At 70.5% G+C, this 21,638-nt stretch carries 16 protein-coding genes and 1 pseudogene; 9 read left to right on the plus strand and 8 right to left on the minus strand.

The genetic code is table 11. The annotated features are described in order from the left end of the window. Positions 1 to 295: 295 nt before the first annotated feature. A complete protein-coding gene (locus tag ACZ5VD_RS41980; RefSeq protein ID WP_468685741.1) occupies positions 296 to 760 on the plus strand; it encodes an SRPBCC family protein in 465 nt (154 codons plus the stop codon). A gap of 543 nt (positions 761 to 1,303) precedes the next feature. On the opposite strand, the gene ACZ5VD_RS41985 is transcribed toward ACZ5VD_RS41980, so the two are convergent. Next, positions 1,304 to 1,513, minus strand: a complete 210-nt coding sequence (locus tag ACZ5VD_RS41985; RefSeq protein WP_468551767.1) for a DUF6243 family protein — start codon at positions 1,511 to 1,513, stop codon at positions 1,304 to 1,306. A gap of 488 nt (positions 1,514 to 2,001) precedes the next feature. Between ACZ5VD_RS41985 and ACZ5VD_RS41990 the strand changes: the two genes are divergently transcribed. After that, the gene (locus ACZ5VD_RS41990; RefSeq protein WP_468685742.1) at positions 2,002 to 2,496 is read left to right on the plus strand and encodes an NAD(P)-dependent oxidoreductase; all 495 of its coding nucleotides are present in this window, start codon (positions 2,002 to 2,004) and stop codon (positions 2,494 to 2,496) included. Positions 2,497 to 2,505: 9 nt separating this feature from the next. On the opposite strand, the gene ACZ5VD_RS41995 is transcribed toward ACZ5VD_RS41990, so the two are convergent. Beyond that, a complete protein-coding gene (locus ACZ5VD_RS41995) occupies positions 2,506 to 3,405 on the minus strand; it encodes a LysR family transcriptional regulator (RefSeq protein WP_468551765.1) in 900 nt (299 codons plus the stop codon). A gap of 148 nt (positions 3,406 to 3,553) precedes the next feature. Here ACZ5VD_RS41995 and ACZ5VD_RS42000 point away from each other — a divergent pair, with 148 nt between their 5' ends. Then, a complete protein-coding gene (locus ACZ5VD_RS42000) occupies positions 3,554 to 4,312 on the plus strand; it encodes an alpha/beta fold hydrolase (protein ID WP_468685744.1) in 759 nt (252 codons plus the stop codon). Between the two features lie 461 nt (positions 4,313 to 4,773). Here ACZ5VD_RS42000 and ACZ5VD_RS42005 read toward each other — a convergent pair whose 3' ends face one another. From ACZ5VD_RS42005 to ACZ5VD_RS42015, 3 genes are all read right to left on the minus strand, one after another. Next, entirely contained in the window at positions 4,774 to 6,258 is a 1,485-nt protein-coding gene (locus tag ACZ5VD_RS42005; RefSeq protein WP_468685746.1) for a ricin-type beta-trefoil lectin domain protein, read from the minus strand. A gap of 724 nt (positions 6,259 to 6,982) precedes the next feature. Next, positions 6,983 to 8,455 carry an FG-GAP-like repeat-containing protein gene (locus tag ACZ5VD_RS42010; protein ID WP_468685747.1) on the minus strand — a complete coding sequence of 491 codons (1,473 nt, stop codon included), beginning with the start codon at positions 8,453 to 8,455 and terminating at the stop codon, positions 6,983 to 6,985. A gap of 671 nt (positions 8,456 to 9,126) precedes the next feature. Continuing rightward, complete coding sequence (locus tag ACZ5VD_RS42015) at positions 9,127 to 9,870, minus strand: FadR/GntR family transcriptional regulator (protein WP_468551752.1); 744 nt, start codon at positions 9,868 to 9,870, stop codon at positions 9,127 to 9,129. A gap of 201 nt (positions 9,871 to 10,071) precedes the next feature. Between ACZ5VD_RS42015 and ACZ5VD_RS42020 the strand changes: the two genes are divergently transcribed. From ACZ5VD_RS42020 to ACZ5VD_RS42030, 3 genes are all read left to right on the plus strand, one after another. Continuing rightward, a complete protein-coding gene (locus ACZ5VD_RS42020) occupies positions 10,072 to 12,288 on the plus strand; it encodes an alpha-L-fucosidase (RefSeq protein ID WP_468685748.1) in 2,217 nt (738 codons plus the stop codon). Between the two features lie 58 nt (positions 12,289 to 12,346). After that, on the plus strand, positions 12,347 to 12,754 hold the full coding sequence (locus ACZ5VD_RS42025; protein ID WP_468685749.1) for a hypothetical protein: 408 nt from the start codon (positions 12,347 to 12,349) through the stop codon (positions 12,752 to 12,754). Positions 12,755 to 13,277: 523 nt separating this feature from the next. Further along, on the plus strand, positions 13,278 to 14,852 hold the full coding sequence (locus ACZ5VD_RS42030) for a TIGR03086 family metal-binding protein (protein WP_468685751.1): 1,575 nt from the start codon (positions 13,278 to 13,280) through the stop codon (positions 14,850 to 14,852). A gap of 86 nt (positions 14,853 to 14,938) precedes the next feature. Here ACZ5VD_RS42030 and ACZ5VD_RS42035 read toward each other — a convergent pair. Next, positions 14,939 to 15,025 (minus strand): annotated as a pseudogene (locus tag ACZ5VD_RS42035) (capsule biosynthesis protein CapD); the annotation flags it as partial. Positions 15,026 to 15,336: 311 nt separating this feature from the next. Further along, a complete protein-coding gene (locus ACZ5VD_RS42040) occupies positions 15,337 to 16,134 on the minus strand; it encodes an NPP1 family protein (RefSeq protein ID WP_468551748.1) in 798 nt (265 codons plus the stop codon). A gap of 256 nt (positions 16,135 to 16,390) precedes the next feature. Here ACZ5VD_RS42040 and ACZ5VD_RS42045 point away from each other — a divergent pair, with 256 nt between their 5' ends. From ACZ5VD_RS42045 to ACZ5VD_RS42055, 3 genes are all read left to right on the plus strand, one after another. Next, the gene (locus tag ACZ5VD_RS42045; RefSeq protein WP_468685753.1) at positions 16,391 to 20,245 is read left to right on the plus strand and encodes an nSTAND1 domain-containing NTPase; all 3,855 of its coding nucleotides are present in this window, start codon (positions 16,391 to 16,393) and stop codon (positions 20,243 to 20,245) included. 341 nt (positions 20,246 to 20,586) lie between these two features. Further along, positions 20,587 to 20,889 (plus strand): type II toxin -antitoxin system TacA 1-like antitoxin, encoded by a 303-nt coding sequence (locus ACZ5VD_RS42050; RefSeq protein WP_468685755.1) that lies wholly within the window; start codon positions 20,587 to 20,589, stop codon positions 20,887 to 20,889. After that, positions 20,886 to 21,272 carry a fic family toxin-antitoxin system, toxin component gene (locus tag ACZ5VD_RS42055; protein ID WP_468685758.1) on the plus strand — a complete coding sequence of 129 codons (387 nt, stop codon included), beginning with the start codon at positions 20,886 to 20,888 and terminating at the stop codon, positions 21,270 to 21,272. The genes ACZ5VD_RS42050 and ACZ5VD_RS42055 overlap by 4 nt, the downstream gene beginning before the upstream one ends. Here ACZ5VD_RS42055 and ACZ5VD_RS42060 read toward each other — a convergent pair. After that, complete coding sequence (locus ACZ5VD_RS42060) at positions 21,245 to 21,586, minus strand: hypothetical protein (RefSeq protein WP_468685759.1); 342 nt, start codon at positions 21,584 to 21,586, stop codon at positions 21,245 to 21,247. The two genes, ACZ5VD_RS42055 and ACZ5VD_RS42060, sit on opposite strands and share 28 nt — an antisense overlap. Positions 21,587 to 21,638 lie beyond the last annotated feature (52 nt).

Below are 21,638 nucleotides of genomic sequence, written 5' to 3' on the forward strand. Positions count from 1 at the left end.
AAGCTGACAAGACGTCACATCCGATGCCCAGCAAGCGAACCGCCCACCTCAAAACTTCTCAAGGGCCCTGGGTCAGCAGCCACCTCTGCCCGCTCTGTCCGTTGTGTTGCACCGCGCTCTCTTTCGTTTCGGACGCGAGGGTGCGGCTGGGAGACCCGCGACCGGACAGCGCCGCACCGGCGGTCGGCGTCGAATCGGGGAAAGGGTGTGAACCGGGCGTAGGCGGTCACTCGGCATCTGCGCGACGATCAACAGAGTTCCGCCATCAGGACCGGCCACGTCCCCGGGAGAATCCATGGCAGTACGGCATCAGCTCATCCGCCGCCCGCCGCAAGCCCTGTGGGCGGTGCTCGGCGATGAGTCACGCTTCCACGAATGGGTAGTGGGCACGCACTCCTCGTATCCGGGGGAAGGCGACTGGCCGAAGACGGGCTCCACCCTGAACTACACCGTCCGGCTGGGGCCCAAGGAGTTCGGGGGGTTCACCGTCGTACGCCGCCACGAGCCCCCGCGCGCCCTGGAGCTGGAGGCGCACAGCGGACCACTCGGCACCGCCCGGATCTCCTTCGACATCCGGCCCTGGGGCGAACACACGCTGGTCATCCTGGACGAGCACCCCCTGCGCGGCGTGGGCGGCGCCCTGCACAACAGCGCACTCGACGCCCTGTTGCAGTTGCGGCACCGCCGCCTGCTGGGACAACTGGCCCGCGTCGTCGAAGAGTCGACGCCGGACAGGGGCGTCAAGGCCGTCCATGGCTGACGCTGTGGTGATCGGCAGCGGGCCCAACGGGCTGGTGGGCCACGGCTTCCCCGTGCCCGTCGGCTGCGCCGAAGCCCTGGCGGCACGGCTGCGGGGTCACGGCGGCAGTCTGCGCTGTAGGCAGCGTGTCACTGAAGTGGTGGTGCGCGGGAGACGGGCTCTGGGCGTGCGCACCGCCGACGGTGACGCGGTGCGCGCACGGCACGCCGGGCTGGCGGTTATACCGACATCGAGCCGCAGGCCCGTTGGACAGTCCGGACGGGAAGAAAGACGTCGTCGCGCGGCGGGCCGGCAGGAGGTACGTCGCGAACGTCTACTTCCCCACGACGGCGAGTACCTTCGCTGCGACCAGAAGGAAGCACAAGGACGATCATCGTGGCGAGGCTGCCGGATCCCTGACCGCTCCAAGTCGTCGGCTGAGACACGAGTGCTTGGCCGGGAGATGGGCGGAACCGGCCACGCCCGGTTAGACAGACAGGGCTCGGACCGCGCGTCGCGGTCCGAGCCCTGCCCCATGCGGTGCCGCTCTGCGGCGGCGGTGCGTCAGCTTTGGGCGGTGTCGTCGCTCGCCTGCCCGACGCCCTCAGCTGTGCCTACCTTCTCGCGCATCTTGCGCACCAGCTCCGCCTTCTGGTCGGCGGCGCCCTGGCGGTCGAGGTTGCGGTGCGGACCGTTGCCCTGCCGTTCGGCACGGGACAGCTTCTTGCGCTGACCGCCGCCCATGCCCACAGGGTTGTTGATGTTCTTGCTCACGGGTTCTCCCGAAATGATGTGAAGTGACCTACGGATTTATCGGTGGGGGATGGACGCGGCGACGTCGAAGGACGCCTGCAAGTGCCCATCACGCTCTCACTCGTAAATCAGCATCTGGAAGAACATGACCAAGACGCTACCCGGTTCCATCGGTCCCGCACACCAAGTTGTTCACCGACCCTGCGTCGGCGGGGCCTTCGGCAAGAATCCGGGGTCGGTCGTTTCCTTCCAGTCAGCACCATCCCCAGTCGGCAGCCGACACCGCGGGATCTGGACGCTTCGGTCAACCATGTCATCAGTCAGACCAGGCCCGGGACAACACCCTCCTGGCCGTGCTGAACTCCGCCGGCTCACTGGACTGGTCGAGGACGATGATCGACGGCTCGGACGTCGGGCCTTCCCCATCCGAAGCGATTGCGCCTGAGTAATGCATCAAGTCAGCTACATGCACTTGATGTTAAGCAAGGAGCCTCCCTAACGTTCCCGGCATGAACCTCACCGTCCTTGCAGCCTCCGGCCGGACCGGCACCGCCCTCACCCGGCAGGCGCTGGCACGTGGTCACCCCGTGGCCGTCATCGTGCGTGATTCCGAGCGGGACCGGGCCGGGATGCTCCTGACCGGCGCCCGGGCCGTCGTCGCGGCCGGCCCACGGCGCGTCAGCTGGCTCGGCGCCTACGGCACGGGCGAGTCGGTCGAAGTGGCGGGCGAGGGCGCGGGCGTGCTCGCCAAGGTGCTGGGTGAGCGGCCGGCGGACAAGGTCGAGGCCGACACCGCCGTTCTCCCAGCTGGGGGCACCGCCTTCCACGCCGGGATGCTCGCTGACGGGCCGGAAAGCCCCGGTCGGCGCACGGTCGAACTGAGGGCCGCACCCCGCCTCGGCCTCGGTGCGAAGGTCCGCCGGGAATCCGTCGCCGCGGCGATGCTCGGCAAAGTAGCGACGCCTGGCTTTCCCGGTGCCGTGGCCTTGCCGTTGGCGGAGTAGGCGGTGCGGTCAGCAGGCGGTGATCTCCTCGATCGATGCCCGGACCTGCTCGCGGAGCCAGGCGTGGGCAGGGTCGGAATCGTAGCGCTGGTGCCAGTTGCAGTTGATCATCGCTGCTGGGGCCTCGATCGGCAGCGGCCGGGCAAGGAGCCCGAACGCCTCGATGAGCGGGCGGCTGTGGATCGCTGTGCAGGTGACCAGTGCGTCGCCACGGGCGGCGATCTGCAGGGCGGTGGATACCGTCGCCACCGCTGCGACCACCCGGCGCCGCAGGCCTTCGGCGGCCAGCACGTCGTCGATCGGGGCGGTGAGGCGGCCACGCCTGGAGATCAGCACATGCGGCTGCGCCGCATAGGAGGCCAGGTCGAGTCCCGTGGCACAAGGGTGGTCCGCGCGCATCGCCACGACGAGCCGGTCCTCGCCGAGCGGCTCGGAGCGGAACTCGGGCAGAGTCGGCCTGCCGCCACCGAGTTCCAGATCGACGCGGCCGTGTCGCAGGTCGTCGGTGTCGACGGCGTTCTCCGCCAGCACCCGCAACTGCACCCCGGAAGCCCGTTGCTGGATCCTCCCGACCAGTACCGGCACCAGTGACGCGGCCACCGCGTCATGGCACTGGATCGTGAAGATGCGATCCAGCTCGGCAAGGTCCAGCTCACGGATCGGCGAGAGCACGTCGCGTGCTTGCCTGACCAGCCGGTGCACGTCCTCCCGCACCGACAGGGCATACGGGGTGGGGGTCATCGAGTGACCGGTGCGCACCAGGATGTCGTCACCGGTGACAGCGCGAAGCCGACCGAGGGTGCGGCTGACCGCGGGCGAGGACAGATGCAGCCGCTCGGCTGCGCCCATCACGCTGCCCTCTTCGAGCAGGGCGTCCAGCACGGTCAGCAGATTCAAGTCCAATTGCATGAAAGTAAATCTTAGCAAGATACAGATCCACGCCAGTCAACTTCAGGGGCATCCGATGAGCCAGGAACCGCTTGCCGCCACCACCTCCGTACGCCACCCCGGCGTCCCGCGCCGATCCGTCGAAACAGCAGCGCGACCGAGAGTGACCATGACACCCGACCATCTGCCGGCCCACGACCTCGACGGCACGGGACCGCTACTCGTGGCGGTCCACGGCATCACCGAGAACCGAACCTTCTGGAACCCTGTCCGCCTGCACCAGCACTTCCGCGTGCTGCGCGTCGACCTGCGCGGCCACGGGGACTCGCCTCGGACCTCGCCGTTCGGCATTGACGAGTCGGTGGAGGACATCCACCGACTGATCGAGTCGCTGGGCGAGGATCTGACCGGGGATCAGCCCCCGTTCCTCGTCGGCCACTCCCTCGGTGGGGTGATTGCGACTGCCTACGCAGCTCGCTATCCGACCCGTGGCGTGGTCAATGTGGACCAGTCTCTGCGGGTCGGCCCGCTGCCCGCGGAGATAGCCATCGCTGTGCGGGGAGAGGGCTTCGCGGACTTCGCTCGTACGGTTTTCGCCTCGCTGTACGGTGAGCTGGACCCTGTGCTGGTGGCCGACATCGAGCGCCGCCGCACCCTCGATCAGGACGTGTTCAGCGGGTTTTGGACTCCGTTGCTTGATTGGGACGCCGACACCCTGGCAGCGTGGTCTCGACGGACCACGAGTCTCCCGCCCGGTCTCCCGTACCTGTCCTTGCATGGAACGGACCCCGGCGCCGACTACGCCGACTGGCTCGCCGACCGCATCCCCACCGCTGTGGCCGAGCAGGCACCGAAGCGCACGCACTATCCGCACCTGGCACAACCCGAATGGTTCGTCTCCCGCGTCCATAGGTTCTTCAGCGCCTGATACCTGTTTCCCTTCTGGGCTGCGCCTTTGCCCAGCTCAGGATGGGGACGGTCCTGGCCGCAGACGCTCGCAGCACGAAGTCGGCCGGCCGGAGGGGTGGCGCACGTTGCCCAGTGGCGGCGGGAGCTCCGGCTCTCCACGCCGGGCCTTGTTGATCCGGCCTGCGCGCATCCGCTGCTTGATCCAGTGCAGTTCCGCCGCGCTCATCGTCCCCGTCAGCCCGAGCAACAGCCTGTCGTTGTCTTCGGAAGCTGCTGAGCAAGAGAGACCGGACTGGGCCCGACCTGATCGACAAGACCTTGGTCCCGGCGCGGCTGGTGGTCCGCATGAGCACCGTAGAGCCGCCGCCCTCGCCGGAAGGCAAAGCGCGGCGGCGCTGACGCGTATGGGCCCGGCGAGTGCTCGCCGGGCCCATACGGTGTGGATCACTGGTGCAGCGGTCGACAGGAACAGAGGCTGCGTCAGCTCCTGGTCCACTGCTGGTTGCTGCTGGCGTTGCAGTGCCAGACGTCGACCGCCGTGCCGTTGCCGGTGCCGCCGCCGGCTGCGTCCAGGCAGAGTTCCGGGTTGGCGACGCTGGTCACCGTGAGGTCCGCGTTCAGGTTCCACTGCTGTGCCGCCGCGCCGGTGCAGTCGGTGATGACCACGGGGTCGCCCGCCGTGGCTCCGGTGCCTCCCACCGTCATGCACTTGTTGCCGTACACGGTGAGCTGCTTCTCCGCGTTCCAGTTCCAGGACTGGTTGCCGCCGTCGTTGCAGTCCCAGAGGTCGAGTTGGGTGCCGTTGGTCGTGCTGAAGCCGGGCACGTCCACGCAGCGGTCGGAGCCCACTCCGCGCAGGACCTCGCCGGGAGGCGCGGGCGGCAGGTCGTTGACGGGCGGGGTCTTGCCGAAGCCGTAGCCCCAGCGCAGCTGCGCGACTCCGCTGGCGTTGTTGTCCACCAGGTTGCCCTTGGCGTCCAGCGACTCGATCGAGTAGGCGTCCTCGAACCTCAGTCCCGGCCAGTACACCAGGCCCATCCCCTTGCTGCGGGCGGTGTTGGTGACGGCCGCGAGATACGACGTGTAGATGTTGCCGTTCCACGCGCCGTAGTTCAGACCGGTGGTCATCGGGGAGCCGGCCTCGTCGATGATGGTCCGGTCGGCGTAGCGGCCGATCCGGGCCTTGAGGTCGGCGACCCAGTCCGCCTGCTGGGTGTGGCTGGCCCAGAAGCCGTAGAAGTGCAGCGACAGCAGCGTTCCCCGCAGCTGGCGGGCCGCGCCGACGCCGGTGACGTTGTCGTTGTAGCCGGTACCGCTGATCACGACACGGCCGCGCGGGACGTCCCTGTGCTGGGCGAGCCAGCCGCTGGTGACGGACACCCACTGGTCCAGGGTGTAGCCGTGCGGCTCGTTCATGGGCTCGAAGTAGACGCGCGGGTTGTGCTTGTACTCCCGCACCACCGTCTTCCACATCTTCTTCCAGGCGGCCGTGTCGTCGACCAGGCCGTCCTTGCTGGTGTCGGCCTCCCAGTAGCTGACGATGACCTTGTCACCGTAGGCCGTGGCCGCGTCGATCGTCGCCCGGTACGACTTCCACCAGGTGGTGCCCACGGTCGCCGGGTTGATCGGCAGTCGCAGTGTGTTGGCGCCCAGGTTCTTCTTGAAGCCGCGCACCATGTGATCCGTGGTGCGGTACACGGTGCGGTAGTTGTCGCTCACCTTGAGCCCGCTGGGCACCACGGCGTCGCTTGCGTAGTTGTCCCGCGGGTCGGCCCAGTTCACCCCGCGGAAGTCACTGGTACCGCCCTTCGACGCGGGCTTCGCCGGGGCGTGCGAGGCGGCTGACGTCTTGCCGCCCGACTGGGCGAGGGCCGGGGCGGGGGCGGTCAGGAACATGAGTGTCGCGCCGAAGCCGGCCATGAGCACACTGGCCAGTCTTCTCGACCTCGTCGAGGTCTCGGTCATGTCGTCTCCAGTGACGGGAATCGCGGAGGGCGGAGTGCGGGTTCGTCACCTGAGCCGAGGCAGTGATGAACCAGGGTCCGGATACAGACACTTGGACCCCTGTAAACCGGCCATGGTTACGTAACCATGGCTCGGACAGTCGCACGACGCCCGCACTGGTGACAAGTCCCGTGACGGTTCCGAAACACGCCGGACCTTTTCAACGGACCCCGAACGGCTCCTTGCCCGTTGGACTCCAAGGCGGTCGTTCGGCGGGCCGTCGGCAGGCAGGGCGGCGACATGCTTCGGGCTGCCGCAACCGGCCGGCAGCTTTCCCCGCACCGCAGCCTGCGGCGCCGGGCCGTCGATCAGGCCCAGCCCGCCCGTCGTTCTCCCCCGGCGGTGTGGCCGCCAGGGGTCCTGCAGGGGGGCCGGGCCGATCCCGGGTGGGCTCGGCGCTGACGACGCCGTAGCAGGCGCCGCGCAGCAGGTGCGCAAGGGCTGCGCCGCTGGGGTGGGTGAGGAGAGGTCGGTGTGCACACGCACCGGCCAGCGCCGTCGCTGCCGTCGTCCCCGCCTCAGCGGCCAATGACCGGACGTCCTACGGCCCCGTGGCCGGGGCCCGTATCCGTCACTTCGGCTGAGGCAGGGGGCGCCGGCGGGCGAGGGTGCGGCAGGCAGGCCGCAGCGGAGGGCTGACCGACGGCGTCTTCCGGCAGCTCTGCGACGGCCTGCGACTGCCTGATTACTTGCCGAGGACGGATCCGAAGTAGGCGTTGTCCGGCGATGCGCCGAGTGCGGCGGCACCGAACGACCAGGAACCGCTGGTCGTCACGCCCGACGCCGTGCCGTCGAACACCCAGGCAAAGCCTGTGGAGTCGTTCTCGTAGGGAGCCGTGGTGACGAGTTCGGCGTGGCCGTCGCGGTCGGAGTCGACCAGCCGCGTCTGCGCGCCGAAGCGGTCGCCCGCCTCGGACGCACCCGGCACGCCGGCGGTGTTCTGGTTGAAGTTCTGCGCGCCGGCCGTCCCCAGTCCCCGTGCCGAACCGCGCAGGAGCCACGCCGCGCCCGCGTCCGCCAGGTCGCCGATGCTCTCGCCCGGGGAGCCGATCGCCAGGTCGAGGTAGCCGTCGCCGTTGACGTCGCCGAGGCTGAGGTCGGTACCGAACTGGTCGCCGACTTCGGCGCTGCCGGCGAGGCCGCCCTTGCCCTGCTCGAAGATCTGATCCGGCGTCTGGGGGTGGGAGCCGAACAGGCCGTCCGGGCTGCCGTAGCGCACGGAGACACTGCCCGCGGACAGGTCCCACTCGCCGTGCTCCAGGATGCGGGGGTCGCCCAGCACGAGGTCGGGGTATCCGTCCTTGTTGATGTCACCGGAGGCGCCCACCGAGCCTCCGGCGAAGGAGCGGTCCAGTTCCAGTCCGTCCGCGGAACCGCGCAACAGGACCGAGTGGCTCTGCACGAACTCCAGCCTCGGCGCGGTGCCGGTGACCACGAGATCGGCATAGCCGTCCTTGTCGTAGTCGGCGCCGGTCAGACCGCTGGGCCGGAAGCCGTCCTCAGTGGGCAGACCGTAGAGCTGCTCGGGGTTCTCCGGCGTGCGGGAGGCGCTGAAGTCGTGCACGTAGACGGAGTCCTCCGCGTTGACGTGGGCGAGTTCCGGGCGTCCGTCGCCGTCGACATCGGCGGCCGTGAGCCCGCTGCCGTAGGACTCCCTCGCGCGGGGCTCGCCCAGGGTGTTGCTCTCCAGCCACGAGCTTGTGCCGGTCAGCCCGCGGGCCGAGCCCCACAGGACGGTGACGCTGCCCGCGTCGACGGCGTCGCCGATGTCCTCGCCGGGCACTCCCACGGCCAGATCGGCGTATCCGTCACCGTCGAGGTCCGCGGACGTGACGGCCGCGCCGAAGGCGTCATGGGCCTCCGGGCTGCCGGGCACTCCTGCCGAACTCTGCGTCAGGACGGCTCTTTTGGCGGTGTTGACGCCCTGGGAGGAGCCGTAGAGCACGGAGACGAACCCGGCGCCCGGCTTGCCACCCACCGTCGCGGCGGGCGCCGCGGTCACCAGATCCGCATAACCATCGCCGTTGAAGTCGTCGTGGGCCACCGTGGCGGCGCGCTGGGCGCCCTCCGCCGCCCAGGCGGGCCCGCCGGCGGCGATCGCGGTGCCGGTGACGCCGAGCAGGGCTACCGCCAGGAAAGCGGCGCGTGTGGAGCGCATGAGAATCCCCCTTGTATGTCGCTGCGTCTTTGCCGCAGCAGCCTCATGAACCGGGCCGCACACCGAGCCGGTCACGCACGGCATACCGCCCTTGCAGCAGATGAGACCGAGGAACCTCAACAGAAGTTGTACGCCCAGCGGTTGCCGCCGGCTCCTGTGGCACTTCCGTGACCGTGGCCACGGATTCGTGACACACCCGCACCCCACTCGCGACAGCGGCAGCCCTGCCATGGCGCACCGGCCATTCCGACCGCGTGCTCCGTGCACACGCCGGCCTTGACCTCCTCCCCCGCCGAGGCGTTCACGAGTCCGCGTGGCCTGTCGAGTTGAGGGCTGCGGGTGATCGCTTCCCAGCCGACAGGTGATCGTTTCCCGCCCGCCCCACCGGGGTGAGGAGCATCGACGCCATGGGGGAAGGCGGGGAGCGGACGGCCGGATCAATGTGGTGAGGTGGGAAACGGCTCTGGTGCGGCCGATGGGGGCGCGTGTGTGTACCGGGCCGGATCGAGTTCGTGCGCAGCATCCGTGCTGAGGGTGGGGTTCTCCTCGTCCCCGTGCAGGTGCGACCCGAGCCGGGTGACGTTGATCAAGATCGTGATGATCGTCTCCGCCGAAGGAGCGGACGGGACGGTCCGATGTCTTGGCGGAACCCACCGCCGAGCGACAGGGCGTCACATCTGACCGCTCCTGGCTCCGTCGGTCGTCGTCGGCGTCCCGGAGGCGACCGGCGTCGCTTCCAGGTGATCCCGCAGCCACTGCTCGGTGTTGCTGACGTGCAGCAGCGCGGCGGCCTGGCTGAGTGCGGCATCGCGGCGGGACAGAGCCCTGAAGATCGCCTCATGCTCCGCGAGGGTGCGCCCCGCGGCCTGGCCGTCGACCAGGCCGCGCCAGATGCGGGCCCTCAGGGTGCGGCCCGAGACACCCTCCAGGAGCGTGACCAGTGACTCGTTGCCTGTGGCGGCGACCACCGCGCGGTGGAACGCCGCGTCGTGCGCGTTGAGTTGCTCGACATCGTCGCGGGCCTCCCGCATGGCGTCCAGGTGCCGCTTGGCCCCGGCCAGGTCCTCGTCGGAGATCCGGGTGGCGGCCAGCGCGGTGGCGACCGGCTCGAGCAGCCGCCTGACCTCCATCAGGTCCAACAGGGCACCTGCATCGCTCTGCAGCAGATCCACCGCACCCCCGAGACCCTCCAGCAGCAGGCTCGGCTGCAGGCTGGTCACGTAGGTGCCGTCACCCCGTCTGACCTCCAGCACCCGGGCGACGGCCAGCGCTTTGACCGCCTCCCTCGCCAGATTGCGCGAGAGCCCCAGCTGCGCGGCCAGGTCCGGCTCCGGCGGCAGCTTGGAGCCTGGCGGCAGCGCACCCGAGCGAACGAGCTCGCGGATCTGCTCGATGGCCTTGTCCGTCAGGGACAAAGGGGACCCCTCTCCGAAAGACATGTGATGTCTCTCCTGAACAAAATGCTCTATAGAGCATCAAATCGGCCATCGCAGCTGTCTCGCCAGGGCTATTCATCCCTGCACGCCAGTTGACAGTGAAGGGTCGCATGCCTGACCTTCGTGCGTAACACCAGGCGCTCAAGTCCCATGAGTACCGCTTCGCCGGAGGTTTCCGCAGTGTCGCAATCGATCAGCAGGCGCAGGCTACTGGCCAGCGCCACGTCCGTCGTGGCGGCCGCGACGGTCACCGACGTGTTCGCCGGCGGCAATGCCATGGCGTCCCCGCGCACCTACACGCCCACCTGGGACTCGGTGAACCGTCACCCGGCGGCCCCCGAGTGGTTCCGGGACGCCAAGTTCGGCATCTACTTCCACTGGGGCGTGTTCAGCGTGCCCGCGTACGACAGCGAGTGGTACCCGCGGAACATGTACGCACCGGACAGCAAGGCGAACAAGCACCACATCGCCGCCTACGGCGACCCCGCCGACTGGCCGCTCCACAACTTCATCAACGGCGCGGACGACCTCGCCGGGGACCACGTGGAGTTCGCGCCGAAACTCAAGTCGGCCGGCGGCAACTTCGACCCCGACGAATGGGCGCAGCTCTTCGTCGACGCCGGCGCGCAGTTCGCCGGCCCGGTCGCCGAGCACCACGACGGCTACTCGATGTGGGACAGCAAGGTCAACGAGTGGAACTCCGTGGCCAAGGGGCCGCGGCTCGACCTGCTCCATCTGTTCACCGACGCCATCCGCGCCCGCGACCTCAAGCTGCTGGTGGCGATGCACCACGCGTACAACTACACCGGCTACTACGAGTACGCGCCCGCTCAGTCCGACCCGAGCTTGAAGAAGCTGTACGGCCAGCTGAGTTCGGCGACGGAGAACCAACTGTGGTTCGACAAGCTCAAGGAGGTCATCGACCGGGCCCGGCCGGACATCCTGTGGCAGGACTGGCGACTTGACCACGTCGACGAGACGCAACGGCTGAACTTCCTGGCGTACTACTACAACCAGGCGAACAAGTGGGGCAAGGAGGTCGTCGCCACCTACAAGGACGGGCTCAACGCCCACGGCGAGGTCTTCGACTACGAGCGGGGCGGACCGGCCGACCTCACCGCGCCGTACTGGCTGACCGACGACAGCATCTCCAACACCAGCTGGTGCTACACCGAGGGCATCGGCTACTACTCGCTCGCGCAGATGCTGCACTCGCTGATCGACCGGGTCAGCAAGAACGGCAACATGCTGCTCAACATCGCCCCGCAGGCCGACGGCACCATCCCGCAGGGCCAGCGCGACCTCCTCCTCGCCATCGGCGACTACCTGAAGCGCCACGGCGAGTCGATCTACGACACCCGGGCGTGGACCGCGTACGGCGAGGGCCCGACGAAGATGGGCGGCGGTTCCTTCACCCGCCCCACGGCCGGCACCGCGCAGGACATCCGCTTCACCCGCGACAAGGCGGACACGGTCCTGTACGCCACGGCCCTCGGTTGGCCCGGCAGTTCGCTCACGATCGAGACGCTCGGCTCCCAACGCATCGATCTGGCCTCGCTGTCCTCGGTCAAACTGCTCGGCGAGACCGCCGGCGAGTACCTCGACCTCCCCGCCCCCACCCAGACCGCGACGGGGCTGAAGGTGGCCCTGCCGTCCACGGCGCCGTTCGACGCGCCCGCGTACGTCCTCAAGCTCCGCTTCTCCGGCCGGATTCCCTCGCTGCGGCCCCTCGTCGGTGCCGTGGCCCACCAGGGCGCCAACTACTCGGATGACAGCGCCGTGTTGGCCATCGGCGGCTACACCGCCGAACAGCTCTCCCTCGCCGGCATCCCGCCGCGTACTCTCTCCTCGCTGCGGTTGGCCCCGGGATACCAGGTCGTCGGCTACTCCGGCGACGACTTCACCGGTAGGTCGTGGACCTTCACCGTCGACAACGCCAGGATCCGGAGCAGGATCACCTCCCTGAAGGTCGTGTTCGACCCGGCCGCATACCTCCGCGTCACCAACGTCACCAACGGGCTGTCCCTGGACGGCGGCGGCGACGTCCCCGCCGGCTCCGACCTGAAGCTGCGGACCTGGGACGGCTCGACCAACCTGCAGTGGCACGCGGTCGACCTCGGCAACGGCCACCACAAGCTGGAGAACCGCACCAACGGCCTCGTCGCCGACGGCGGGGGCGCCACGAACGACGGCGCCCCGGCCAAGCAGCAGGCGTGGAACGGCGGCACCAACCAGCAATGGCTGATCACCCACCGCGGCGACGGCCGCTACTCCATCGCCAACCGCACCACGGGCCTCGTCCTGGACGGCGGGGGCAACGTCTCCTCCGGCTCCGTCACCCAGCAGTGGACCTGGGGCACCAGCACCAACCTGCTGTGGACCTTCACCAAGATCTGACGTAATACCGCGCCGCGGCAACCGACCGACGCTGTACGGACCATGCGCCTCCGCACACGTGCGGAGGCGCTGTTCGACGTGCTGCCGACGGCGTCGCCTGAACGGCGAGGGCGAACGACTGCTGCGTGCGCTGCGCGACGACGCCGTGGTGGCACCGCTCGCACCGAGCGCTCTGGCGCACCGTGAGCTGTTGTCACCCGAGGACATGACCGACGCCGGGCATCTGCGGGTGCTCGCCGAGAGCCTGCCGCAGCTCGTGGAGCCGGCGGGCGGCCGGGAGGGCGCGAAGGAGGCGCCGCGCGCCCAGGGCCCCGAGGCCAGGGACGCGGTTACCGCCGTACTGGAAGCCGCGCACCCGGACCGGGCCGGACTCGAAGAACTCAGGCAGCCGCCGGCCCAGGCCTTGCGTACTTCCGCCGCGCTCCGCGGGCAGGAGCGGGCGCAAGCGGCACCGGTGAGCGGGTGACATCCGACGGGGAGCCGGTCACCCGTGAGGCGGTCGACGGGGCTCGCCGACCGCATCGGCGAGCCCGCGTCCCGCCCGCCCGCGACCCGGCCCGCCGCCCTCACCGCCATCCCGCGCGGCTACCAGCCGCGCGGGATGGCCCGGGGCTTGCCGAGATGTGCGGACGCGGCCTGGCGGCTGCCTCCCCGACGACATGGGCCTGCGCAAGACGATCACCCTGCCCGGCCTCCACCTGCACCGCCGGAGCTACCCGGCGAGCTCTGGGACTCCTGTCCACGGAACGGATACGCCAGCCGTTCTGCGGGCGCCTTCACCGCACTCGATGACCGGAGCGGCGTCGGGCTTTGCCCTGTTCTCTGTCGCTGACAGACCCACCTGGTGACCTGTCCCGGCCCGGGTGTCGGCGTACGGCACTTCGTGTCCAGCCGCGTACACCGAAACGTCCCCCGTGAAATCCCGCAGTGGCCGGCGGAACCGGGTGCCTGTTGACTCTCCCTTCGTGGGAGACCCAAGGGTGGAGCGCATGCACGTCGATGACAACACGTTCTGGAGTATCGGGCAGGTCGCCCGGAAGACCGGACTGTCGGTGAAGCTGATCCGGCACTGGTCGGACGCCGGGGTCGTTCACCCGGCACAGCGGACTTCGGCCGGCTACCGGCTGTACGGCACCGAGGCACTGGCCCGGCTGCAACTGGCGCAGACCCTGCGAGGACTGGGCCTGGGGCTGGCGACGATCCGGGACGTACTGGAGCGCGAGAACACCCTGTCAGAGGTGGCCGCGACGCACGTCGACGCGCTGGAGAAGCAGATCCGCACGCTGCGGACGCAGCAGGCCGTGCTGCGCTCCGTCATCCGCCGCGACACCACTGCCGAGGGGCTCACCACCATGACCGAGCTGGCGCGCATGTCCGCCGCCGAACGCCGTGCCATCATCCAGGACTTCGTCACCGACACCCTGGGGGAACTCGACGTACCCACCTACCGACGGGGCCTGTTGGCGGCCACCCCGGACCTGCCCGCCGATCCCACCGACGAGCAGGTCGACGCCTGGCTGGAGCTAGGCGAACTCGTCAGGAATCCGGTGCTGCGCGCCAGTGTGCGCCGTATGGCCCACTACGCTGCCGAACACCACCCGGGCGAGCACGACGACAGCGCGTTGCGGGACGCAGAGCAGGTGACAGACGACTGGCTGCGGCGAGTGGAGACGGCGACGGCGCAGGGAATTGCCCCGGACTCGCCGGCAGCCGATCCCGTCGTCACCGCCATCGTGGCGGCATGGATCCCCACGCAGGTGGCTCCGGACGAGAAGGAACTCGTCGACGACGCGCAGGCCAGAGCGCTACTCCTTGAGCAGCTCGACGTCGCCTCCGACACGCATGTGGAGCGGTACTGGCAGCTGCTGTGCATCATCAACGGCTGGCCCGTGCGGCCCAGCATGGCGGCAGCCGGCCGATGGCTGACGACAGCGCTGCGGGCGCATCCCGAACCCGGTGGGCGGGCCGCGCGACTCGCCGAGTTGTACGAAGGCGGGCAGGACGCGTGGGAACCGAACGGCGTGCTCCGTGCCTGTGATGACGTCCTGGACGCCGTCGGCGAACTCGTCTCCGCCGTGGAGCCGGGCCAGTTCGGCCGGCCAACGCCCTGCGCGGACTGGAACGTTCGCACCCTCCTCAACCACCTGGTCTGGGAGAACCTGCTGTGGGCCGGCCTGGCCAACGGAACTCCCCGTTCCGACTTCACCGCCGATCATCTCGGGGACGACCATGCCGCGGCATTCCGTACCGCATCCCAGGCCGCACGAACGGCCTTCAGCTGCCCGGGCATGCTTGAGCGTCGCTACGGGCCCGCTCCCGGGCGACGGCTCGTCGAGCAGCTGGTGATCGAGATGCTGGTCCACGGCTGGGACCTGGCCCGGGCCATCGGGCACCCCTACGACACCACGCAGCACGTCGCCGAGAGAGCCCTCCCCGTCGTACGCGAGATCTACGGCGATCTGCCCCGTACGGCAGCCGGTTCCTTCGCCCCGCCGCAGCCGGTCCCCGATGACGCCGGCCCGCTCGACCGTCTCGCCGCCTACCTGGGCCGTTCAGTCACGTGAACGGCCGGCGCGACCACGTTCCCGTGTATCCGGCTGAGTACGTCCGCATGTACGCCGACAGCCTGGGGACAGGACGCCGGCGATCACCCCCTCAGCGGCCCCGCACCGCCTCCACGCAACTCCCCCAGCAGCGCACCTCCTATGCTCCCGGTGGCACCGGTCACCAGGATCATCAGCGCGTTCTCCCGTCATCGGATGATCGACCCGAAGACACGCTGGAAACTCAACCGCACTTCAGGTCAAGGAGACTCCCCGGCCTTCCCCGCACGCCCCGGGTGCCATCGCAACGCGAGGACGCCCTCACCGACCAGCCGGTCCGGGAACGGACCGAACGGACCGGCATGCCGCCGAGGACGAACGGCAGGTGACCGGGACGGACGAACAGGGTGCCGCCGGTGGGACGGGGCGGGGGGAGCTGGTCCCACCGGCGGCTGCTCAGGAAGGCCTGCGGAAGGGTGTCCGCGTCAGCCTGTGTGCTGGGGCGTCAGAACGCGGGGATGGCCGCCGCCGCCCTGCTGTCGGCGTTCCGGGCCTTGTTGATGTTGCTCTGGAGGTTGCCGGTCAGCGGGAAGTTGGCGTCGCCCCACTTGGAGTTCCACAGCTGGTCGCGCGGGGTCTTGTCCATGTTCTCCATGGTGACCAGTGCCGGGCGGTCCCAGCCCCCGTCGCCCCAGGCCTCCGGCGTCTCGCCCCACTTGGCGAAGCGCATGGCGTGGGTGCTCGCGCCGTCCTTGTGGTAGACGATCTTGACGCGGTTGCCGTCCATCGGCACCTCGTTGATCGGGTGGGTGCTGTAGCCGCCGTGGCGGGAGGCGGACAGGAAGCCGGGCCGCTCGTCGCCCTCCTTCTGGAAGACGACGACGGACTCCCAGTCGTGGCGGTGGCCGAAGGCGTCGGCGCCGTTCAGCGTCTGGTCCTTCTCGAAGTAGAGACCGTAGACGTAGGCGCACCAGCCGTTCTTGCACCAGCCCTGCGAGTAGGTGTTGGCCTTGCCGAGGTGGTCGGTCCGGCAGCCGCCGGTGATCGACCCGCTGTTGTTGAGGCCGCCGTTGAGCTTTCCGCTCGCGTCGACGGCCGCCGCGGGGAAGCAGCTGTCCGAGTCGTAGTCGAACAACGGCATGTACTTGTCCTGGAAGGTGCTCGCGTTCCACGGCAGCGGCGTCAGGATGGCGGCGGACGCGCTCGTCGAGACGCCGACGGTCAGCGCGCCGGCACTGAGTGCGACCAGTGCCGCTCGGCCGAGACGGGAGGTTCTGCCGTGGTGCGTGGATGCCTTGAACATGGCGGGTGCTCTCCACTGGGTCGTGCCGGGAACACGGCTCGGTCGTGCCGTCGTCCGACGTGGCGGGACCGAGACTGACAGCCGAAAAGTTGACTGGCACCCCTTTCATCAGGCCGTTCAATTCCGTCGCCGGGAGTTCGTCTTCACCGCCCCGACCGTTTTCATCGTGAACAGGTACGGCGCGCGGCCCGTTTTCCCCTGTGATGTGACTGTGATGTGACTCCTGTGCTGTACGGGGATGGGGAGGGTGGAGCTCATGGGGCGTCCCGAGAGGCCTGTGGACCCGCAGGCCGGTCCGGTGCAGCGGTTCGCCCATGAGCTGCGGGAACTGCGGCGGACGGCGGGCGGGCCCTCGTACCGGCGGATGGCCGAGGCGGCCGGGTTCTCGGCGGCGACGCTGTCCGAGGCGGCGCGCGGGGAGCGGCTGCCGTCGCTCGCGGTGGTCCAGGGGTATGTGCGGGCGTGCGGGGGCGACCCGGGTGAGTGGGATCCGCGCTGGAAGGACGCCGAGGTGGAGACCGCGTCCGCCGCCCGTGACGAGGACGGGGCGGCCGTGGCGCCCTACCGGGGGCTGGCCCCCTTCGATTCGGACGACCGGGAGTTGTTCTTCGGGCGGGACGGACTGGTCGGCGAGCTTCTGCGGCTGGTGCGGGAGCACAGGTTCGCGGTGGTGTTCGGAGCGTCGGGGAGCGGGAAGTCGTCGCTGCTGCGGGCCGGGCTGATACCCCGCCTCCAGCAGGAGAGCGCCGGGCGGGGACAGAACTCCGGCCCGGGGCGGAATTCCGAGCCGGGCACCCCGGTCACGGCTGCCTCCCCCCGCTCCCCCGGCTCGCCGGACGCCCCGGACTCTTCTGTCGCGCCTGCCGTGGTGCGGGTGTTCACGCCCGGGGAGCGGCCCGCCGAAACGTACGGGCACCTGCTGGCCCCCAGGGAGGGGGAACCGGAGAGCTGGGTGGTGGTGGACCAGTTCGAGGAGGTCTTCACCCTGTGCCACGACCGCGCCGAGCGGACCCGGTTCGTCGACCTCCTGCTGACCGCCCGGGACCCGGACAGCCGGTTGCGTGTACTCGTGTCCGTGCGGGCCGACTTCTACGCCCGCTGCGCCGAGCAGGGGGAACTCGCGGACGCGCTCGGCGGGGCCGGGCTGCTGGTCGGGGCGATGACGGCGGACGAGCTGCGGGAGGCGGTGACCCGGCCTGCGGCGGCCGTCGGCCTGCTGGTCGAGCGGGAACTGACCACGCGGATCGTCGAGGAGGTCCTCGACCGGCCGGGCGCGCTGCCGATGCTCTCGCATGTACTGCTGGAGACCTGGCGCCGTCGCCGGGGCCGGCTTTTGACGCTGGCCGCCTACGAGGCGGCGGGCGGGGTGCGCGGGGCGATCGCGGCGAGCGCGGAGGAGGTGTACGGGCAGCTGACCCCCGCCCAGGCGCGCAGTGCCCGCCAGTTGCTGCTGCGGATGGTCGAACCGGGGCAGGGCGGCGCCGACACCCGGCGCCCGCTGACCCGGGCCGAACTGGCCGAGTCGGGCGACGGCCATGTGCCCGTGGTGGTGGAACGCCTGGCCCGGGCCCGGCTCCTCACCGCCGACGAGGACGGCGTCCAGTTCGCCCACGAGGCGCTGATCACCTGCTGGCCGAGGCTGCGCGACTGGATCGAGGAGGACCGGGAGTGGCTGCGTCACCACCGGCGGCTGGCCGAGGAGACCCGGCTCTGGCTGGAGCACGACCGCGACCCGGGTGCGCTGGTCCGGGGCAGCAGACTGGCCCGCGCCGAGGACCTGTTCGCCGGTGAACCGACCGGGGAACGGGGCCGGCTCACCCCGCCCGAACGGGAGTTCCTCGACGCGGCGCTCGCGGCCCGCGCGGCGCAGGCACGGGCCGCCGCCCGTGCCACCCGGCGCTCCCGTTGCCTCGTCGGCGCGCTGTCCGCCGTGGTGGTGATGGCGTTGATGGGCGGGCTGGCCGCCTGGCACCTGAGCGTCGACAACACCCGGCACCGCACCGACACCGCCGCGCGCCGGGTCGCCGACCTCGCCGACGCGATGCGGACGACCGATCCGCGCACCGCGACACTGCTGGGCCTCGCCGCCTGGCGCATCTCGCCGCTGCCGGAGGCCCGCCGGGCGCTGCTCGGCTCCCTCGCCCAGGTGGAACACGCCGTGTTCACCGACCCGGCGGCGGGCGACGGCCCCACGCGTTTCCTCGCCGACTCCGGCCGTACGCTGCTCAGCGTCGAGGGTCGTACCTGGCGGACCTGGGACGTGCCCGGGGGCCGCCGCACCGCCTCCGGCCCCCTCCCCGCCGGCGAAGTACTCGCCGCCGGCCCCGATGCCCGGGTCCTCGCGGTCGCCGACGCCGGCGGTATCCGCCTGTGGGACACGGCCACCGGCCGCTGGACCGGTGGCCCGCGCCCGCTCCCCCGCACCTCCGTCGTCGACATCGCCCAGGGCCATTACGTCGTGAGCGGCATCGAGGGCGACCGGGTGAGCCTGCGGTCCGTCACCGGCGGCGGCGTGCTGTTCAAGGGCCCGGTCGCGGGCGGCCCGGTGACTTCCGCCGTGAGCGCGGACGGCCGCCTGGTCGCCGTCTGCCCGGCGGGCGGGTCGCCGCAGGTCTGGGACATCGCCGGCCACCGCGTCCGTCCCGGCCCCTGGGAACGGACCCGCGGCCTGTGCGACGAGGCGGCAGCGACGGCCCTGGTGTTCGGCGCCGACGGCGGCCGGCTCGCCGCGCTCTCGGCGTCCGGCGTGACGGTATGGGACACGGCGTCCGCCCGCGAGGTCGCGCATCTCGACGAACCGGGTGCGAAGCGGGCCGCGTTCACCCCGGACGGCGCCTTCCTCGCGACCGCTGCCCGTGCGGAGATCCGGGTGTGGCGCCTGTCGGCCCCGGTGGCCCCCGTGTTCCGGCACCCCCTCAACAACCAGCACCTGTACGGCCTTTCCTGGGACCCCGCCCGCCGGACCGCCCTGCGCTACCTCGAAGGCGGCGCCGTGCACTGCCTGGAACTGGGCATGGCGGTCACACCGGCCTGGCACAAGGACCCGCTGACGGCGGTACGCGTGAGCCCAAACGCCCGTACGTACGCCACCGCCCAACTCGTCGCCGGCCGCTACCGTTTCGAACTGCGGGCCACCTCCGACGGCCGCCTCCTGCGCACGCTCCCCGCCCCGCCCCCGCCCGTGCCGGCCGACCCCGCCGACCCGGTGATCCCGGCACACACGGTGGCCCTGCTCGCGTTCAGCCCCGACGGCGGGGCGCTCTCGTACGGCGTCTCGGTGCCTGGCCGGGAGGCCTCGCCGCAACGCTTCACGGTCTGGGACGTGGCCCGTGACCGGCTCCGGGCGACCCTGGAACTCGCGCCGCCCGAGTACGCCGCCCCGGTGGCCGCCCTGGCGTTGGGACCGGACGGCGGCACCCTTTACGCGGCCCGCCTGCCGATCTCCGGCAGACCGGTCGACGAGGCGTGGAACACCCGAACCGGCAGCCGCGCGACCGTCCTCACCGGCCTGACCAGCACCCACCTGGCCGTCCACCCCGACGGCAGCCTCCTCGTCGGTGACAACCGCACCGCGGATCTCCGCGCGGGGAAGGTCACCGGCACGGGGCTCGTCCAGGGCGAACAGATCAGCGCCCTCGCCTTCGCAGCCGAAGGTTCACGCCTCGCGGCGGGCGACCTCACCGGACGGGTCGCCCTGTGGGACGGCGAGTTGAACGACCGCACGGGCATTCTGCGCAACGTCTTCCCCGCTCCCCTGGGCGCGATTCCGGAAGCTGTGAGCGCGCTGGCGGTCAGCCCGGACGGCGCGACCCTCGCCGTCGGGGGCACCACGGGCACACTTCAGCTCTGGGACATCGCCACCCAACAGCCCCTGGGCGGCCCGCTGACCACCCCGGGCGAGATGATCGACTCGCTCGCCTTCACCGCCGACAGCGCCACCCTGTACGCGAGCAGCGCCCATGTCCCCCTCCAGCGGTACGCGGTCGACCCCGAACGGGCGGCCACCCAGGTGTGCGCCCGGGCGGGCACAGGGGCGAACCTCTCGCGGGAGCAGTGGCGGACCTATGTGCCGGAAGTGGCGTACAGGAGGGTGTGCGTCCGAGCCCTGTAGGGCCTACAGGGCTCGGAGGTTCTACAGGGCCTGGAGGCCCCGGTGCCTGTAGTACCTGTCCGGGCAAAGGCCCAGGGGCAGGCCGCCGCGCGGCCCTTCACTCGACGGCCCTGCGCCCCACCCCCGCCGAACAGATCCCGGCGGAACAGCGGGCCCAAGATCACCGGAAGACCGACCCCGGTCACCCGGGCGGGCGCCATCGGGAGTGCCGGCACGTCGACGGGTGCGCCGGCCATCCGCACGGGGCCGGGGACCTCGTCTGCCCATCCTCATCGGCCGGCGTGCCTGTCCCGGTTCAGCACCCTGGACCGGCCGCCGGTATCAACGATACCGTTGATACCATGACGCATCCGAAGGCCATGAGTCTGCGCTTCCCCGACCCGGCCCAGCACGCCGCGATCGAAGCCGCCGCAAAGCAAGAGGGCGTCAGCCTGCAGGAATACATCCTCTCCGCCGCCTACGACCGCGCCACCGCCGTGGAAAACGCCTTCCTCGACGCCTTCCGTGCCTCGATGGCCCACAGCGCAGCCGCGTTCGCCGAGGAAAGCAGCACGGTCGATCCCAGTGCCCAGCAGCGCACAGCCGAGCTCCAGGCACGCCATGAGCTCGACGGACGGCAGCCAGGCCGGGGCCACGCCGCGTGAACCAGAACGCCCCCCTCCACCCGCTCGATGTGGCCTTCCTGCTCCATGCCGCCGAGCTCGTGCCGGGCGCCCCCCAGGTGGATGACTACGGCCCCCTGTATGCGGCCGTCGCCCGGGTCAACGCGCGCGCCCTGGACCACGACGTGTACGGCTCCCTTCACCTCAAAGCCGCAGCACTCCTCCACACACTGGTGCGGCTGCCCTGCCTGGAGCACTCCAACGAGCCCTTCGCCTGGCACGCAGCCGAGGCGTACCTGGCGCTCAACGGATGCCGGCTCACGTACACACCGAAGGAAGCAGTAGCCCTGGTCCGGGAAACAGCCTCCGCTACCGCCGGAGTCGGCCTCATCGGCCGTCAACTGCGCGCCTGGAGCACCTCCTGACCCACCGCCCGCAACAGCCCAACGGACGAAAGACGCCGCAGGCCAGCGCGCCACGGCCCACAGCATCGCCCCACGCCGTGCCGGGCCGGGTGCGGGCCATCCCGCCGGGCGAACCGGACGTAGCGACTTGGTGCTTGGACGCGCAGGGGTCCTGCCTGCTGCCAGGTGTCGATCAGAGCGGGCAAGAAGTGCTGCATCTCGGCCTTGATCTGCCGGATCATCGCGAAGTGGTCGATGAACCGTGGACGCTGGCCGAGGGCACGGCCGAGGGCGATCAGGTCGGCGCGAGCGCCGGCGCCGGTGAACTGATCCACGCTCCGGTGATCACCCGACAAAGGCGGTGCGGAGAATGTCGGGTGACCGGGC

The organism is Streptomyces sp. NPDC032822 (assembly GCF_055578825.1).

What these genes read in the sequence shown, in the direction of transcription:
- ACZ5VD_RS42010 (WP_468685747.1), bottom strand. Translation starts at nt 8,455, where the DNA reads ATGCGCTCCACACGCGCCGCTTTCCTGGCGGTAGCCCTGCTCGGCGTC.
- ACZ5VD_RS42050 (WP_468685755.1), top strand. Translation starts at nt 20,587, where the DNA reads ATGACGCATCCGAAGGCCATGAGTCTGCGCTTCCCCGACCCGGCCCAG.
- ACZ5VD_RS41990 (WP_468685742.1), top strand. Translation starts at nt 2,002, where the DNA reads ATGAACCTCACCGTCCTTGCAGCCTCCGGCCGGACCGGCACCGCCCTC.
- ACZ5VD_RS42005 (WP_468685746.1), bottom strand. Translation starts at nt 6,258, where the DNA reads ATGACCGAGACCTCGACGAGGTCGAGAAGACTGGCCAGTGTGCTCATG.
- ACZ5VD_RS42000 (WP_468685744.1), top strand. Translation starts at nt 3,554, where the DNA reads ATGACACCCGACCATCTGCCGGCCCACGACCTCGACGGCACGGGACCG.
- ACZ5VD_RS42030 (WP_468685751.1), top strand. Translation starts at nt 13,278, where the DNA reads ATGCACGTCGATGACAACACGTTCTGGAGTATCGGGCAGGTCGCCCGG.
- ACZ5VD_RS42040 (WP_468551748.1), bottom strand. Translation starts at nt 16,134, where the DNA reads ATGTTCAAGGCATCCACGCACCACGGCAGAACCTCCCGTCTCGGCCGA.
- ACZ5VD_RS42045 (WP_468685753.1), top strand. Translation starts at nt 16,391, where the DNA reads ATGGGGCGTCCCGAGAGGCCTGTGGACCCGCAGGCCGGTCCGGTGCAG.
- ACZ5VD_RS41980 (WP_468685741.1), top strand. Translation starts at nt 296, where the DNA reads ATGGCAGTACGGCATCAGCTCATCCGCCGCCCGCCGCAAGCCCTGTGG.
- ACZ5VD_RS41995 (WP_468551765.1), bottom strand. Translation starts at nt 3,405, where the DNA reads ATGCAATTGGACTTGAATCTGCTGACCGTGCTGGACGCCCTGCTCGAA.